Raw genomic sequence first — 14983 nt, 5'->3', positions numbered from 1 at the left:
TAATTATTAAGATGATGAAGCATAAACACATTGGATTACAAATAATTAAAATAAGTACATAACTTTACACCTCTAAAGGTTTTTTAAAGATCATAGAATTAGACATCAAATGGTACAATTAATTGAATTGTCAATTGGTGTTCTGGAAAGTTTTGATAAAAAAGAATCTAATAAACCTGTTAATTTACTAAGAACAAAAAGTGACTTTTGGAATGGACTATTAAATGGACTATTAGAGATTGCTTTGGCAAGCAAACCATTACTAAATTCGGTAGAAAGAGTAAAAAAGCTAACTGAATTCGATGATAAAAAGAATCGGGGATTTTATGTAGATTTTAGAGACAAATTATTAATTCCACAAATAGAAATAACAAAAACAGAATTCACAGAAACTAAAGTGGTTGTGGATAGAATTTTTAGGTTTTACAAAGGATTAAAAATTTTGTTCCATCCTAATATTAAAAATCATTACAAAGAAGAAGATATAGAAATTTTGAAAAATCAATTAAGAGTTTTTATTGATGAAGCTTTAAAGGATTATTCTTTTGAAAAAAATAAATTATGAATAATGAAAATAATTTTAAGTTAATAGCAATTAGACCGCTTTCTGATTGTAATGAAAGATTCTTGAAAAATTTAAATAAGGGAGAAATATATCAGTTTTATAATGATTATAAATTTTTAAATAAGAAAAATAAAGAGGTTGGCATAAATGATGATGTTTCAGATATAAATTTTGCATCATCAGTTCCAAAAGACTTCTACAATATAGAAAGTGCAGATGGTCATAATTTAAACATCAATATTTCAGCAGTTGTAGGTAAAAATGGTAGTGGAAAAAGTAGCTTAATGGAACTATTTTATGCCTCTATTTACTTGTTTTCTATCAATGAAAATATACTCTATCCAAACGTTAACAGTATAAATGAAAGAAAAAAAATCATTTTAAAAAAGGAAAAAGAAGACAAAAAGACTCAGAATGAAATTGTTTCAACAGAAAAATTGAGAACATTTCAAATGTTATCAAAATTTAAAAATTACCAAACAAATGATGAGAAATATTTTGAAGAGCTAAAAAAGCAGTTTGTTCTTTATATTGAGCGTGAAAATATCCTTAAAGATTTAGATAGAAAAAAAACAAAAAACTTAAATGAGGTAAAAAATGATTTAAACAATATTGAATTAATTAAAACGCAATTAGCAGTAGAATTATATTATGAAATAGATAGTTTATTTTTTAAATTATCTATAAAGAAAGGACTTTCAAAAGTTGAACTAATAAATAAAGATTTAGCAATTTCCAGAAGTTTAGTAATAGATGATCTTTTAGACAAACCTTTTAATTTTTCTGACTATTTTTTTTATACAATCTCGATAAACTATTCTCATTATGGTTTGAATTCCTTGTTTTTAGGAGATTGGATTACAAATTTGTTTCACAAAAATGATGGATACAAAACTCCAATTGTAATTAATCCAATGCGAACTGAAGGGAATTATGATATTAACAAAGAAATTAAATTTGCAAAATACAGGTTATTATCAAACATACTAATTGAAGCGATACACAGTAAAAAGGATGATAAAATTTTTATAACAGACAATCAATATATTGATAAAGTTAGGTTTAAAATTAATTCAAAAAAAGTTAAGAATAAATATGTAGATGATAAAGGCGAAATTATTAGTGGTAGCAGTAAAGAATTAAATCTTTTAATGGATTTATATGATGTTTTTTTTCCAACACACGAGTTGATACAATTAAGAACCTCAAAAAATAAGTTTATTGACTTGATAAGTAATTATATAATTCAAAAAATCAGTAAAATATCCTTAACCTATGAAGGTTTTTATGAAGGTTATCAAAACCCAGTACTTTTCCCAAATAACAAAAATGATGTTTTTTTACAAAAACTAGTAGATGATTCAAGCCATATCACTACAAAATTAAAACAAGCACTAAATTTTTTAATTCATAACAATAATACGAATTTCAAAAAATTTGAAGAATTAATTCTTGAAGATAATGAATTTGTTGATTTTACTTTAAATGAATTATCAGATTGGATGGAAAATCCAGATTTCTTTGAAATAATCAATCACATTCCACCATCAATTTTTGATATTGAATTTATATTGAAAGATTCCAAGAGTATAGATAATACAACATCAACTTTTAATGATTTAAGCTCTGGAGAACAACAAATGATTCACGCAATACAGTCAGTTATTTATCATTTAAACAACTTACAATCTGTAAATTATAGTATAGTAAAAAGAGTTTCATATAAATCAATTAATATTGTATTTGATGAAATTGAACTTTACTTTCATCCTGAATATCAAAGAAAATTTATTAATGAGCTTCTAAAATCTTTAGAAAAAATATATTTGGGTAAAGAAGGAGGAATAGAATCAATTAACATTCAATTTTTAACGCATTCTCCATTTATACTTTCCGACATTCCAACAAATAACATATTAAAGCTTGAAAATGGAAATAAATTAGTACTCGAATATCCAGAAAAAACTTTTGGAGCAAATATTCACGAGCAATTAACCCATAGTTTTTTTATGGAATCAACAATTGGTGAATTTGCAATAAAAAAAATAGAAAAAATAGTTGAATTTTATTATTTAGTCCGAAACTCAAATGATAAAGAAATAATTACTTTACGTAAAGAATATTTAATAATTAAAGACGAGTTTAACTTCATAATGAATAGCATTGGAGAAGAAATTATTAGAGGTCTTCTTGAAAATCACATAGGATATATAGAAGAGTATTTATCTATAAACGAAAATTATGAATAAGATAAATTACCCTCAAGATCCAAATGAATTAATTTCATTTAAACAAGCCTATTATGATTGTTTAGACAAATCTAAAACGGATGAAATTAATAAGCATTTAAAAAAAATAAAGTATAAAGGCAAACCTCTAAATTTTCAGAAGCTTGTTACTCTTGATTTTGAAGATTTAATTGATTTAAATCCAGATATTGAAATATATTCTAAAAAACTGAATGTTTCAAAAACAGTTAAATCAAAAAAAATAATTAAAAACAAATTTGAAGCACTTTTTGACTACAAAAGTAATCAGCCAAAAATTGCCGAATTCTTTATGCAAAAAAATCATTTTAAATTTAAAACTTGTCATTACTGCGGGATAGAATATATTAACGCTTTTACGGATTTAAATGATTATTTCGATTTTATTGATTTTATAAATAGAGTAGATATTTATGATTTACAAATCATAAAAGGGATAGGAGAAAAAAGAGCAAATGCTGTAATTGATAAACGTAAGACTTTAACATTCTCTAACATAGATGAAATTGGATTAACAAAAGAAATTCGTGATGAAATAAAAAAATTTAATTTCAAAAACGGACATAATCATTTTACTTTAGATCACGTCATTCCTCAAAAAACTCATAAATTCTATTCTTTATGTTTGTATAACTTTGTTCCATCTTGTTATACTTGTAATTCAAAATTTAAAAAAGCTAAAGAGTTTAAAATAGATGAAGATTTAAAAAAAATTAGTCCAACTTCAAATCAATATTCATTTACAAATGATTTTAAATTTAAGGTATTTTACACACGAGAATTTGAAAAAATCAAAACAAATTCTGATTTTGTAATTGAAAAATTAATCTTATCAAATGAAACTCATATCAAACAATTTCTATCAATATTTAAAATAAATGGAAGATACACTTTTCATAAAGACCTAATTTTACAATTAATCGAGAAAAAAATCAAATATCCAGATTCTCAAATTAAAGAACTATCAAAAAAAAGAGGAATATCAAGTGAGGAATTAAGAAAAGAAATTTTACACTTTTTATAAACTCAAGTAATCAAAGAGAAAAAAGTTAATACCTTAACTACCAATCAATTCATTGAATTGTTTTTATGGACGATGATAAATTTAACTGCATTAGAAAAGGAATTTAGTATAAAAGAAAATAACTCAAACTTAATATTTCGTACCAGAGAATATATACTGAATTATTTATATTTTTATACTTTTTTATTTACACGATGATTTTATGAAAAAGCATACAACAAAGCTTACTTCGAAGAGTATAGAAGGTAGTGGATTACCATCAGACTACAAAAAAGCAATAGCTGAATATATTTGGAATGGTTTTGATGCAGATGCTTCAATAATAAACATAAATTATGAGGCAAATGAAATTGGATTTATCAATAATTTTTCTATTTCAGATAATGGTTCAGGAATTAATATTGAAAACATTTCCGAAACTTTTGGAAATTTTATGGTTTCAATCAAAGCAAACTCATTTTCAGAAACAGGTTTTATAAAAGGTAAGAAAGGCAAAGGAAGATATTCGTTTTCAACTTTTTGTAATAAAGCAACTTGGAATACTACATTTCTTTCGAATAAGGGAGAGTTTCTTAATTATAATATCGAAATCAATAAATCAGATATTCAGGATTTTTCAACTTTAGATACAATTGTTTCAAAAAAGAAAGCAACTGGAACTAATGTAACTTTTCAAAGCTTTTATTCATTGACTGGTGATTTATTGGAAAATGATGAATTTGAAAAATATCTATCTAGTGAATTTGGTTGGTTTTTATACCTAAATCTGGAAAAGAACTATAAAATTAATATCAATGGAATTCCATTAGATTATTTTTCAATTATAGCAGAAACTGAAAATAAGGATTTAATAATTGGTAACTTAACTTTTAAGGTTAGTTACATTAGATGGAATGAAAAAATTGGAGATAAATATTATTACTACTTTTTAAATAGCAGTAAAAAAGAAACCTATAAAAAGCACACTTCTTTTAACAATAAAGCTGTTGATTTTCATCATTCAGTATACATTGAATCAATTTATTTTGATGATTTCAAAATCACAAAAAATGACCAACCTGTATTTGAATTCTCTGGAAAAAATCAATCAGATAGTACATTTAAAGTTTTAGTAGAATTATTAAATGAATTTGTTGCAGAAAAAGAAAAGGCATTCATTAGAGATGAAAAAGCGAACGAACTGATTGATAAATTTAATAAAAACAAAGTATTCCCTGAATTTAAGAATAATCCGTATGAACAATTTAGAAAAACAGATTTAGAAACTGTTATTAAAGAATTGTATAGTGTTCAGCCAAAAATTTTTCAAGGATTAAAAATTGCTCAAAGTAAAACAATAGTAGGTTTTTTAAATTTGTTATTGGATACAGAACAAAGAGAAAGCGTGCTTGACATTATTGATAATGTAGTTAATCTAACAGATGATGAAAGAAATGAACTCTCAAAAACTTTAAAGAAAACTAAACTTTCACATATTACAACTTTGATTAAATTTTTAGAGAATAGATTTAATATTGTTCAAATTTTAAAAACATTAATCTATGATTTAGAAAAATTCACAAACGAAAGAGACCATATTCAAAAAGTAATTGAAGATAATTATTGGCTTTTTGGTGAGCAATATCATTTAGTTTCAGCTGATAAAAACTTTGAGATTCTTTTGAATAACTACTTCATTCATTTAGAAATTAAAAACACAACCCCTGAAAAAATTGAAACTAAAGAAAAACTAAAAAGACCTGATATATTTATATGTAGAAAATCTGATGTTCCAGATCCAAACAGCAATGACTTAACTATTGAAGAGAATATAATTGTTGAATTAAAAAGACCTAGTGTCATTATTGGTAATGAACAATTTCAACAAGTAGAAAGATACCTGAGAATTATTATTGAGGAAGAGCGCTTTAATAGCTCATACAGAAATTGGAAGTTTATTTTAGTAGGTAAAAAAGTTGACAGTTATATTACAGATTTATATGAAAATCAAAAAATAAAAGGGAAAAAATTTTTAGTTCAATCTATAAGAAATTACGAAATATATGCAATGACTTGGGATGATTTGTTTAAATTATTTGAAATAAAACACAAACATTTAATTAATAAATTAGATTTTAAAGAATTTGTAATTGATGGTTTGGAGCAAAAAGGCATTCTGTTAAACAAAGACGCATCTGATGAGTTAACAAAAATCGCAATAAATGGCCAATTAAATTAACTCCTTTTTACAACTAATTTAGAATACTCAAAAATGCTCAACCCAACCGAAATAAAATCAATAGTAAACTCTGGAGAAGGCTATAATGCCGAATTCAAAGTAAACCTACCTACTAATCTAAAAGGAGTTACAGAAGAAGTGTGCGCTTTTGCAAATGCTTCTGGAGGAGTTGTGTTAATTGGTGTAGATGACAAAAATGTTATTCAAGGAGTAAATATTGATAATGCCAAACGTTCAGCAATACAAAACTCTATCGGAGAAATTTCGCCAGCATTACAATGTGAATTCTATATTGCTGATGTTGAAGGCAAAAATGTAGCTGTCATTGAAGTGCCGTCAGGACAAAATAAACCGTATGTTTTATCAGGTGCAATTTATGTCCGTCAAGGTCCAAATTCACAAAAACTGACTACTGTTGAAGAAATGAGAAACTTTTTTCAGCAAGCTGAAAAAATCTATTTTGATGAAGCTTCTTGCAAAGAAGTTGACTTCACCACAGACATACCAAAAGAAAACATTGACACATTCCGTTTTGAAGCGGGATTAGTAAATAAAACTTCAGACGAGCAAGTTTTTAGTAATTTGAAATTAATCAGTAATGATGGTTTTTTTAAAAACGGAACCGTTTTATTTTTTGCAAAAGAACCGGAACGCTTTTTTGAAAAAGCAGTTATTCGTTGTGTAGCTTTCGATGGTTTATACAAAAGATACATTATTGATGATAAAATAATGGGAGGCACACTTTTTCAACAGTACCAACAAAGTATGCTTTGGCTTAAATCCAAACTGAATGTTCGATATGATATCGAAAGTGAAGGTGGTAAAGCAAGAAAAGAACTTTGGGAAATTCCCGAAACTGTTTTTAAAGAAGCCATTATAAATTCACTAGCTCACAGAGATTATTTCGACAAAGGCGGAAGAATTACAATCGAATTATTCAATGATCGTGTTGAGATTACAAATCCTGGCGGATTAGTAAGTTCTATTACTAAAAATGAATTTGGTAAAAAAAGTTCAAGCCGAAATCCTTTAATTTTCGGATTATTTGAAAGAATGCGTTTAGTAGAACAAATAGGTTCTGGCATAAGCAGAATGCGTGATTTGATGGAAGAAGAAGGATTAACACCACCCGAATTTAATACAGATGGAATGTTTACAGTCATTTTCCGACGTCCTTTTGATTTCGAAATGTGGGTGAATAAGTGGGTGAATAATTTATCCGAAAAACAAATAGTAATCCTCACTGCAATTCATAATAATAATAAAATTAAAAAAGCTACATTACAACAACTAGTTGATTTTAGTGCTACTGCATTAGATAATAATATAGATGATCTTAAGAAAGAAGGTTTATTAGAAAGAGAAGGTACAAAAGGAGGTGTTTGGATAATACATTATATCAATCCAAAAGTGGGTGAATAACTGGGTGAATAAATAGATGTTATTAATGATGCTGTAATAGTTAATCTAATAGAAGAAACCCATTATCTCATTCATCTGTACAAAATCCTCATTTAGTCAAAGTATTACTAAATCAAGTGTTGCTGTTTATTTAATTTCCTAATCGCATTCATATCTAAAACATTCTAATTCACTTGTGTTTTATTTAAAAACAGACTCTTTGAATAATCTAAATTATGCCATTAAGTTCAACAAATGACATCCAACTTTTCAAATCTGTGTTTGCAGGAAGAGAAGATGTGTTTGCAGTTCGTTGGGAAAAAGGGAGTAAAAGTGGCTATATGCCAGCCTATTTTTATGACCCATATCGGTATCGAGCTCATAAAATGAATGGTGGAACTTTTCAAAATTATGCTGATAAAGAATATTTGACATTCACTGATAAGGAAATTGAAAAACACCTAAACGGCGAACAACATATTGGTATCTATCCTTTACTTAAAGATAATACTTCTTGGTTTATTGTTGCCGATTTTGACAAAGTAGATTGGCTTGAGGACTGCAAAAAATTTATAAATACTTGTACTCAAAAAGGAATTCCTGCCTATTTGGAACGCTCTCGATCTGGTAAAGGCGGACACGTTTGGATATTTTTTGAACAACCCTATCCAGCTATAAAAAGCAGAAAGATTTTCATTTCAATTCTAGAGCAAACTGGCGTTTTTTCTTTATTTGACAAAAGTTCTAGTTTTGACCGAATGTTTCCTAATCAAGATTTTCTATCTGGAAAAGGATTTGGAAATTTGATAGCACTTCCTTTGTATAAAAAAACATTTGAACAAGGAAACAGTTGTTTTATTGATATAGAAAGTCTTGAACCAATTCCAAACCAATGGGATTTTATAAAAAATATTCAAAAAATTTCGACAATAAAATTGGATGAATTATATCAAATTCATTATACCCAACAAAACAGTATTGCTTCGATTGTACCTAAATTATACAATGAAAAGTTAACGATACGATTGGCAAATGTGGTCAAAATTAATCGCAATGCTATTCCAACTCCACTAATTAATTTTCTAAAAGAAGAATTGAATTTTATAAATACCCATTTTTTAATAAAAAAGAAGATGGGTAAAAGTACTTTTGGAACAGAGCGGTATTTCAAACTAGTTGAAGAAACGGAAAACGAAGTCATAATTCCTAGAGGTTTTACAGGGAAAATAATTCGATTTTGTAGAGCAAATAATATTGAATACGATTTTAAAGATGAAAGAAAAAAATCAAAGGAGGTTTCTTTCTTATTCAATGCACAACTCCGAGAACATCAGCAAATAGTGATTGACACGATTGCAAAGAAAGATTTAGGAGTAATTGTAGCTCCTCCAGGTTCTGGAAAAACTATCGTTGGACTAAAAATTATTGCAGAGAAAAAACAACCTGCATTAATCATCACACATCGCAAACAAATTGCCGACCAATGGATTGAGCGAATTGAAACTTTTCTTGGAATTCCAAAAAATGAGATTGGAAAAATTGGCCAAGGAAAAACAAAAATCGGTAAGCAGATAACAGTTGCAATGATTCAAAGTCTATCAAAAGAATTGGAGAAACCGGATGGAGAGAAACTTTTGAATGCTTTTGGGACTATTATTTTGGACGAATGCCATCATATTCCTGCGGAAACATTCAGAAATACAATTTCAAAATTACAAACCTTTTATTTGTATGGATTAACGGCAACACCATTCCGAAAATACAATGATAGCAAATTGATTTTTATTCATTTGGGTGATATGATTGCAGAAATAAAATCTGATGAAATAAGCACCTCAAAAAAACCAAAAATCATTATTCGAAATACCGATCTTGATGTGCCTTTCAATTCAAAAACAGACAAATTTGAGACATTATCAAAAATCCTAGTTCACGATTCTACAAGGAACAAAGCAATTCTTGAAGATGTTATCAATGAATTAAAATCGTTAAAAAAAGTAATTATTATTACCGAACGAAAAGAACATATTGACTCGCTCTATCAGTATTTAAAGCAGTCTTACGAAATAATTACGTTAAGCGGTGAAGATTCTGAAAGCAGTAAAAACTCAAAATGGAAATTACTAAAAGAAGGAAACTATCAGGTAGTTATAACAACAGGTCAATTCTTTGGAGAAGGAACCGATTTGCAAAATGCCAATTGTCTTTTTCTAGTATATCCGTTTTCCTTTGAAGGAAAATTAATCCAATACATTGGTAGAGTACAACGTTCAGAAATAACACCTACAATTTATGATTATCGTGATATCAAGATTGATTATTTGAATAAAATGTTTCTGAAAAGAAATGTCTATTACAGAAAAATTGACAAACAAGCGACTTTATTTGATGAACCCGAAGAAGATATTATTGTTCCGAAAAACAATTTTAGTATTGATAAAAAAGTAAAAATTCCATTTGAAAAACTTGAATTTCGGTACGGAAGTATCTCTTTTAAATATGAGGTTCCAGAAATGAAAACCGAGCTTGAATTTGATATTGAAAATTATGAAATAAGACCCGAATTTGAAGTTTTGAAAACTTATTTTTTCAAAACACTCAAAGTAAGAAACATCACGGTCACTATTCACGCTGAATTTGAAAATGGAATACTAATTTCGCAATTGGCACTATCCAATGATCTAGAAAAGATAACCGAAGAATTGATTGAAAGTGTAAAGTTTAAGTTTATTGCAAAGACTTACTTGGGAAAACCCAACACGATTGGTAAAGAAAATTTACTAGATATAAATCAATTACAAAATGAAAAGTATGCCAAGTTATATGACTCTGGAGATGAATTATTGAATGATTTTTTGCAAAATCAAAATTACAAGCACCAAACACATTTACAATATTTAGCCAATAATCACGAGAGAACTATTCTTAAAATTCGATTTGTTTTGAATCCATTTTCATTTGTTTTTCTTCTAGCAGGAAAAACAGGATTTCATATCGTTTTAGAAACCTTAAATACTGAAGAAGCAACTTATATTTGGCATTTTGATAATGACAAAAAATCACTTCCTGATAAATTAAAACAAGTTGATAACTATCTAAATACCATTAGAAATGATGGAAGACAATCTTTTATAGAAAATCCTCCAGATAATTTCAGTAGAATACTTCACGATTATTCAACCGACAGGAAAGGTTTTGTAATTTGGAAAGATTTGATTGAGGAAAGACTTACTTGATTAAGAAAGAAGCAAATATAAAAATAACACTATATGTTTTAGGAATTTCCATAATCCATTATCTCATTCAGCTGCACAAAAATCGCTCCTAGTCCAAGTATTCCTAGCATCAATTCTTTGTTTGCTTCATTTCACTAATTACGTTTTCAATAACGAGAATATTCTTTTTCGTTCGGTGGTAAAAAGGAAGTTTTACATTTCATAAGTCACTCCTTTGCCAACGCTCCAAAAGTTTTTGTATGCCCTAGAACGTTTACCATTCAAAAGAAAATTTAGTGGTAGGCAACAAAAACTTTCCCCAAGCTGTTTTACATAATTGAGTATTATAATTCAGCACAAAGCGTTTATATTGTTTTTTGGTTTTTGTCCAGAAGTTATAATATCATTTATGTAAAACAGCCGCCACACCCAACACGCAAGGGGTTTGCTCCAGGACAACTTTTTGAGCAGCTCCCATCGCATCACCCAGCCACTCAAAAAACCGTCCTTCACAAACCCCAATCACTGCTTCGATTCAACTTTATTATTACTTAGAATATTTTATTTTCATAAGAACATATCAATGGTTTTAGCAACAAACCGCATAAATCGGTAGTGTTTGCATTGCTTTTATGAATAGAAAAATGGCTTTAATATGTAGTTGATTTGCCTATGGATAAAGCCATTTTTCTACCCATAAAACCAAAAAGCCAGCAAGAGTGTGGTTTCTTATTTGCCAGAAAACAGGAAGTAATTGTTTTCACGATGGCCAAGATGCCATAGCAATTTACAAGAACTTACTTTACTGAATACTAAATCCTGCATACTGAACACTATTTCAGGCATCAAGCCATCATAAAAACAATCAGAAACACCCCAGTAAGCAAATAAAAAACCACACACTTCCCTGCGCTTCTGCCTCATCGCACTAGGAAACATATTTTCATTGTTTTTGTAAGTATTGAAAATCACTTTACAACGTTTATGGCAAATAGAAATATTTGTTAAAAGTGATTTTCAATACCCACAAAATCAAGTCCAGGAAAGAGTATGAATTTTAAAACAGAAAATAATAGGAATGGATTTGATATTTCTTTTTCCTGTTTTAAAATCCATACCCTTTCTGAAGAACTTCCATCATCCAAATCAACTTTTTTCGATTCCATTTCATAAGATATTTATCGGTCACGAGGAAAATAAAAAAATAAATAAAAAGAAAGTAAAGGTAAGTTCCAGTTTCAAGAAAAGAAAGTTCAAGCCTACGGTTTTCAATAAAATCTCCACCCTATCGGGTAGTATTTTCTTGAAAAAACTTGCTTTTCTTGAAACCTCCACTTGAGAGATGACTTTCTTTTTTTTCCTTTTTTCTTTTAAAAAATTTTATGTGTGTCGAGTTCAGCGAGGCATATTATCTTAAAACCGAAAGTATGTCAAATTTCATTATTAAAACCCATCAAAAAGGCACTGCATATACAAAACCTCATTTGTTTATTTTGAACAAAGGAATGAACAGCGGTAAACCTCAAAAAGAGCCATTTACGAACAGCTTTGTACTCGTTTTTCAAAATGAGGAAGACTGCGAGGGTATTTATTTTGTGGCTTACAGCTTATGGAAAACCAAGTTTTGGCATCCATTTTTAGTGGGTTCAGTAATTCCGTTTTTGCGCCTACCAGATTTCTCAAAAGAATTCAATTCAAAGGCTAGTTTGATGATGCAGGAACACGAAGAACATCAAAAGAATGTGGCAGCTCTAAAAATTTTAGAGAATAAAGAAAAACAATTTCACGAGAACATTAATCTCATAAATGATTTACGAAGAACCATTTTATACAGGTATTGCAGGAAATAATTATCAACTTAAATCAACAAAAATGAAACTATTTATTTTGTACCAAACTGATAATTGGAAATCCAAAGCATCAAGAGTATGTTTTGGCATTTTCGACACTAGAGCCAAAGCCATAGATAGCGCAAAATGGCAAGAATTGTACAACCACAATTCCGAAGTGGTCGTTTTAGAAGTTACTTTAAATCTATTTGAAGAGGTTTAATTTTTAGCCACAAAAAAAGCCCAATCCTTACGGTTTGGGCTTCATTATCGTCTAATCCAAACCCCGATAGATATCGGGGCACAACTAGAATTAGACTATTTTTTGTGCTTCTTGATTAAAATTTTGAGTACAAAAGATATTGTAAAACTTACTATTGCTCCAAGCGTGGCTAGAATTATAGTTTTCAAAACATCTTCCGAATGCAAATTCGGTAAAACACTCAAAAATGTACCACCAGCGGTACCAACTACAGTCGAATTACTGTGCTCCATCCTCTTTTTCTGTTGAGGTTGTCAATTGACTAACCGCTGAAACAACACCTCCAGCAACAGCCAAATAACCTCCGATAGATGTTACCACAACGGGTAATGCAATCGGCGCTGCTAAAATAGTTCCTCCTATGGCAACTAATGCCAAACCAACATTTCGAAGCACTTTAAAAAACTTTGGTGTGGGAGCTGAAGCTCTATTTAATATTTTTTTCATAATTTTTAAATTAAGATTGAATAATCAATTCGATACTTTCATTGCTATCTAAAGCTTTATAAACCAATTCTTTTAGTTTGACAAAAGCTTTTCGAGACATTAGACCTAATCCAGGTCCTGAAAGTTTAGTTACTGGAGCTATACAACCTTTCAGTTCTTGCAAAGCATTATTGGCAGGATGGAATAGGATCAAACTTCGATTTTTTACCTCCAATACTTCAAAATGCCATTGAAATTTCTTGCTGTATCGCTTTCTTATAAAATATTTCCCTTCCGGAATGCAGGAAACTTTCGTTTCGTTATTCTTCCAAGGCAATTCAATGGTATTACAGATGAATTTGCCCTCGCATTCGAGTTTACCATTAGTTCCATCAGGGAAATAAGTTCTATTTAATATAAGTATCATACTGATCACTAATTACTGAACTCTGAATACTAATTATTAAACACCGCTATCTACTTTCACAATCGATAATGGATTGTAAGAGCCATTTTTCAAAGGATACATTGCTCCATTTACATCTTGGTAAAACTCAAGTCCAAGAGCCAAAAATAACGGTTTTGTGCTAGCTGGTGTAACAGCATTTGTTTGGCTAATTACAGCAGTAGCATTTATATCCCAAGGCAAAATTGCCGTTTCAGAATGCGCTTCAACAAATGTTTCCGCCTCAAAATCAATTTCCGCACCTGCGGAAATAATTTTAAAATGTGTTGTTCCCGATGGTGCAGCAATCATATTCAACGGAACAAATGAAGCCAAATCAACGGTAATATTTCCAGTCACTCGGTCAATTGCCCCTACAAAAGGCGCAAATAAACTGGTGCCTAGTTTCCCTCGGATATTGAATTCGAAACCCGCTAAAAGTTCAGCTTCACCATCAATTACATTTCTTAATCCTCTAACACTTGTGGTATCAGCTTGGATTACCTTAACCATTTGTTGTGTTAATCGACTAACCATTTTACTGTCCGCAGAATTCAACAACAACGCTCTAAATGCCGTTCTTAAAATCTTTCCTGCCTTACCTGCTCTACCAAACTCAGAACCATTCTCACGTGTTCTTTGAAACGCCGGATCATTTTTAATTCTATTGGCATCTATACCTCCTTTTTCACGTGCCAAATGCCCATCTTGGGTTTTGTAAAAAGTAATATCTCCGATAGTACCTTTCAATTTAATTATGCCTTTCTGTCTTGCCATAATTTCTAAAATTTAAGTTTAAAACTCATTAAATACTCCTTCATTCCGAATACTCGTTGCAACTAAATCTCGAATGATTTAAAGCAAAGTTTCCATCATTTAAACCTAATTTCAAAAAGTGAATGTCAATAGTGGTACTAAAGAGTAAATAATTACCTATTTTAATCACTTATCCATAAAGTGATTTCCATAACTTTGTATAAAATCGAAGCTTATTGATTGTATGTTGAGGTTACTCATAAGCATACCAAAGGCATAGGTAATGTATTAAAATATAAAAATGTGGTAGGAAGTAACACTAGGGTATGTATTTATCCAAAGGATGTACAACGTATTACAGGTAAAACATATAGACAGGCAAGATTGTATTTAATTAAGGTAAAAAACAACCTCAACAAAGAGCCTCATCAATTAATTTCAATAGAAGAGTTTTGTGACTTTTCAGGACTACAAATTGAACACGTTTTACGTTGTATTATCGGATAGGATTTGATGCTTCTACGAAGCTCTAAAACGGTTCTTTATCCATTAATAACTAGTTCATTAAGTAGTTC

Annotated in this window: 12 protein-coding genes; 8 read left to right on the top strand and 4 right to left on the bottom strand. The window is 29.3% G+C overall.

The window, feature by feature from the left end:
* Window positions 1-109 precede the first annotated feature (109 nt).
* The 6 genes from H8R24_RS06935 (at window position 110) to H8R24_RS06910 (ending at window position 10711) form a co-directional block, all read left to right on the top strand.
* Window positions 110-565, top strand: a complete 456-nt coding sequence (locus H8R24_RS06935; protein WP_222617375.1) for a hypothetical protein — start codon at window positions 110-112, stop codon at window positions 563-565.
* On the top strand, window positions 562-2814 hold the full coding sequence (locus H8R24_RS06930) for an AAA family ATPase (RefSeq protein ID WP_187017831.1): 2253 nt from the start codon (window positions 562-564) through the stop codon (window positions 2812-2814). The genes H8R24_RS06935 and H8R24_RS06930 overlap by 4 nt, the downstream gene beginning before the upstream one ends.
* Window positions 2807-3856, top strand: coding sequence for a hypothetical protein (locus H8R24_RS06925; protein ID WP_187017830.1), 1050 nt, complete (start codon window positions 2807-2809; stop codon window positions 3854-3856). Before H8R24_RS06930 ends, H8R24_RS06925 begins: the two co-directional genes overlap by 8 nt.
* Window positions 3857-4058: 202 nt before the next feature.
* Complete coding sequence (locus H8R24_RS06920; protein WP_187017829.1) at window positions 4059-6074, top strand: ATP-binding protein; 2016 nt, start codon at window positions 4059-4061, stop codon at window positions 6072-6074.
* Between the two features lie 33 nt (window positions 6075-6107).
* Entirely contained in the window at window positions 6108-7496 is a 1389-nt protein-coding gene (locus H8R24_RS06915; RefSeq protein WP_187017828.1) for an ATP-binding protein, read from the top strand.
* Window positions 7497-7711: 215 nt separating this feature from the next.
* On the top strand, window positions 7712-10711 hold the full coding sequence (locus H8R24_RS06910; protein WP_187017827.1) for a DEAD/DEAH box helicase: 3000 nt from the start codon (window positions 7712-7714) through the stop codon (window positions 10709-10711).
* Window positions 10712-11694: 983 nt separating this feature from the next.
* Here H8R24_RS06910 and H8R24_RS06905 read toward each other — a convergent pair.
* Window positions 11695-11856: a hypothetical protein gene (locus tag H8R24_RS06905; RefSeq protein WP_187017826.1), complete on the bottom strand. Its 162-nt coding sequence runs from the start codon at window positions 11854-11856 to the stop codon at window positions 11695-11697.
* Between the two features lie 261 nt (window positions 11857-12117).
* Here H8R24_RS06905 and H8R24_RS06900 point away from each other — a divergent pair, with 261 nt between their 5' ends.
* Window positions 12118-12540: a DUF6943 family protein gene (locus tag H8R24_RS06900; RefSeq protein ID WP_187017825.1), complete on the top strand. Its 423-nt coding sequence runs from the start codon at window positions 12118-12120 to the stop codon at window positions 12538-12540.
* Window positions 12541-12562: 22 nt separating this feature from the next.
* On the top strand, window positions 12563-12742 hold the full coding sequence (locus H8R24_RS06895) for a hypothetical protein (RefSeq protein WP_187017824.1): 180 nt from the start codon (window positions 12563-12565) through the stop codon (window positions 12740-12742).
* A gap of 258 nt (window positions 12743-13000) precedes the next feature.
* Here H8R24_RS06895 and H8R24_RS06890 read toward each other — a convergent pair whose 3' ends face one another.
* From H8R24_RS06890 to H8R24_RS06880, 3 genes are read right to left on the bottom strand one after another with little or no spacing between them, the layout of a single operon-like run.
* The gene (locus H8R24_RS06890; protein ID WP_187017823.1) at window positions 13001-13228 is read right to left on the bottom strand and encodes a hypothetical protein; all 228 of its coding nucleotides are present in this window, start codon (window positions 13226-13228) and stop codon (window positions 13001-13003) included.
* A gap of 10 nt (window positions 13229-13238) precedes the next feature.
* Window positions 13239-13634 carry a DUF5675 family protein gene (locus H8R24_RS06885; RefSeq protein ID WP_187017822.1) on the bottom strand — a complete coding sequence of 132 codons (396 nt, stop codon included), beginning with the start codon at window positions 13632-13634 and terminating at the stop codon, window positions 13239-13241.
* A 36-nt stretch (window positions 13635-13670) separates the two neighbouring features.
* Window positions 13671-14429 (bottom strand): hypothetical protein, encoded by a 759-nt coding sequence (locus tag H8R24_RS06880; protein WP_187017821.1) that lies wholly within the window; start codon window positions 14427-14429, stop codon window positions 13671-13673.
* Window positions 14430-14983 lie beyond the last annotated feature (554 nt).

This window comes from Flavobacterium muglaense (assembly GCF_014305155.1).
Classification (GTDB): domain Bacteria; phylum Bacteroidota; class Bacteroidia; order Flavobacteriales; family Flavobacteriaceae; genus Flavobacterium; species Flavobacterium muglaense.
The sequence above is the reverse complement of the archived record's forward strand: the minus strand, read 5'-3'. Positions and strand labels throughout refer to the sequence as shown.

Bases quoted from the DNA above. Each gene is read 5' to 3' on its own strand.
- H8R24_RS06935 (WP_222617375.1), top strand. From the start codon at position 110: ATGGTACAATTAATTGAATTGTCAATTGGTGTTCTGGAAAGTTTTGAT.
- H8R24_RS06930 (WP_187017831.1), top strand. From the start codon at position 562: ATGAATAATGAAAATAATTTTAAGTTAATAGCAATTAGACCGCTTTCT.
- H8R24_RS06925 (WP_187017830.1), top strand. From the start codon at position 2,807: ATGAATAAGATAAATTACCCTCAAGATCCAAATGAATTAATTTCATTT.
- H8R24_RS06920 (WP_187017829.1), top strand. From the start codon at position 4,059: ATGAAAAAGCATACAACAAAGCTTACTTCGAAGAGTATAGAAGGTAGT.
- H8R24_RS06915 (WP_187017828.1), top strand. From the start codon at position 6,108: ATGCTCAACCCAACCGAAATAAAATCAATAGTAAACTCTGGAGAAGGC.
- H8R24_RS06910 (WP_187017827.1), top strand. From the start codon at position 7,712: ATGCCATTAAGTTCAACAAATGACATCCAACTTTTCAAATCTGTGTTT.
- H8R24_RS06905 (WP_187017826.1), bottom strand. From the start codon at position 11,856: ATGGAATCGAAAAAAGTTGATTTGGATGATGGAAGTTCTTCAGAAAGG.
- H8R24_RS06900 (WP_187017825.1), top strand. From the start codon at position 12,118: ATGTCAAATTTCATTATTAAAACCCATCAAAAAGGCACTGCATATACA.
- H8R24_RS06895 (WP_187017824.1), top strand. From the start codon at position 12,563: ATGAAACTATTTATTTTGTACCAAACTGATAATTGGAAATCCAAAGCA.
- H8R24_RS06890 (WP_187017823.1), bottom strand. From the start codon at position 13,228: ATGAAAAAAATATTAAATAGAGCTTCAGCTCCCACACCAAAGTTTTTT.
- H8R24_RS06885 (WP_187017822.1), bottom strand. From the start codon at position 13,634: ATGATACTTATATTAAATAGAACTTATTTCCCTGATGGAACTAATGGT.
- H8R24_RS06880 (WP_187017821.1), bottom strand. From the start codon at position 14,429: ATGGCAAGACAGAAAGGCATAATTAAATTGAAAGGTACTATCGGAGAT.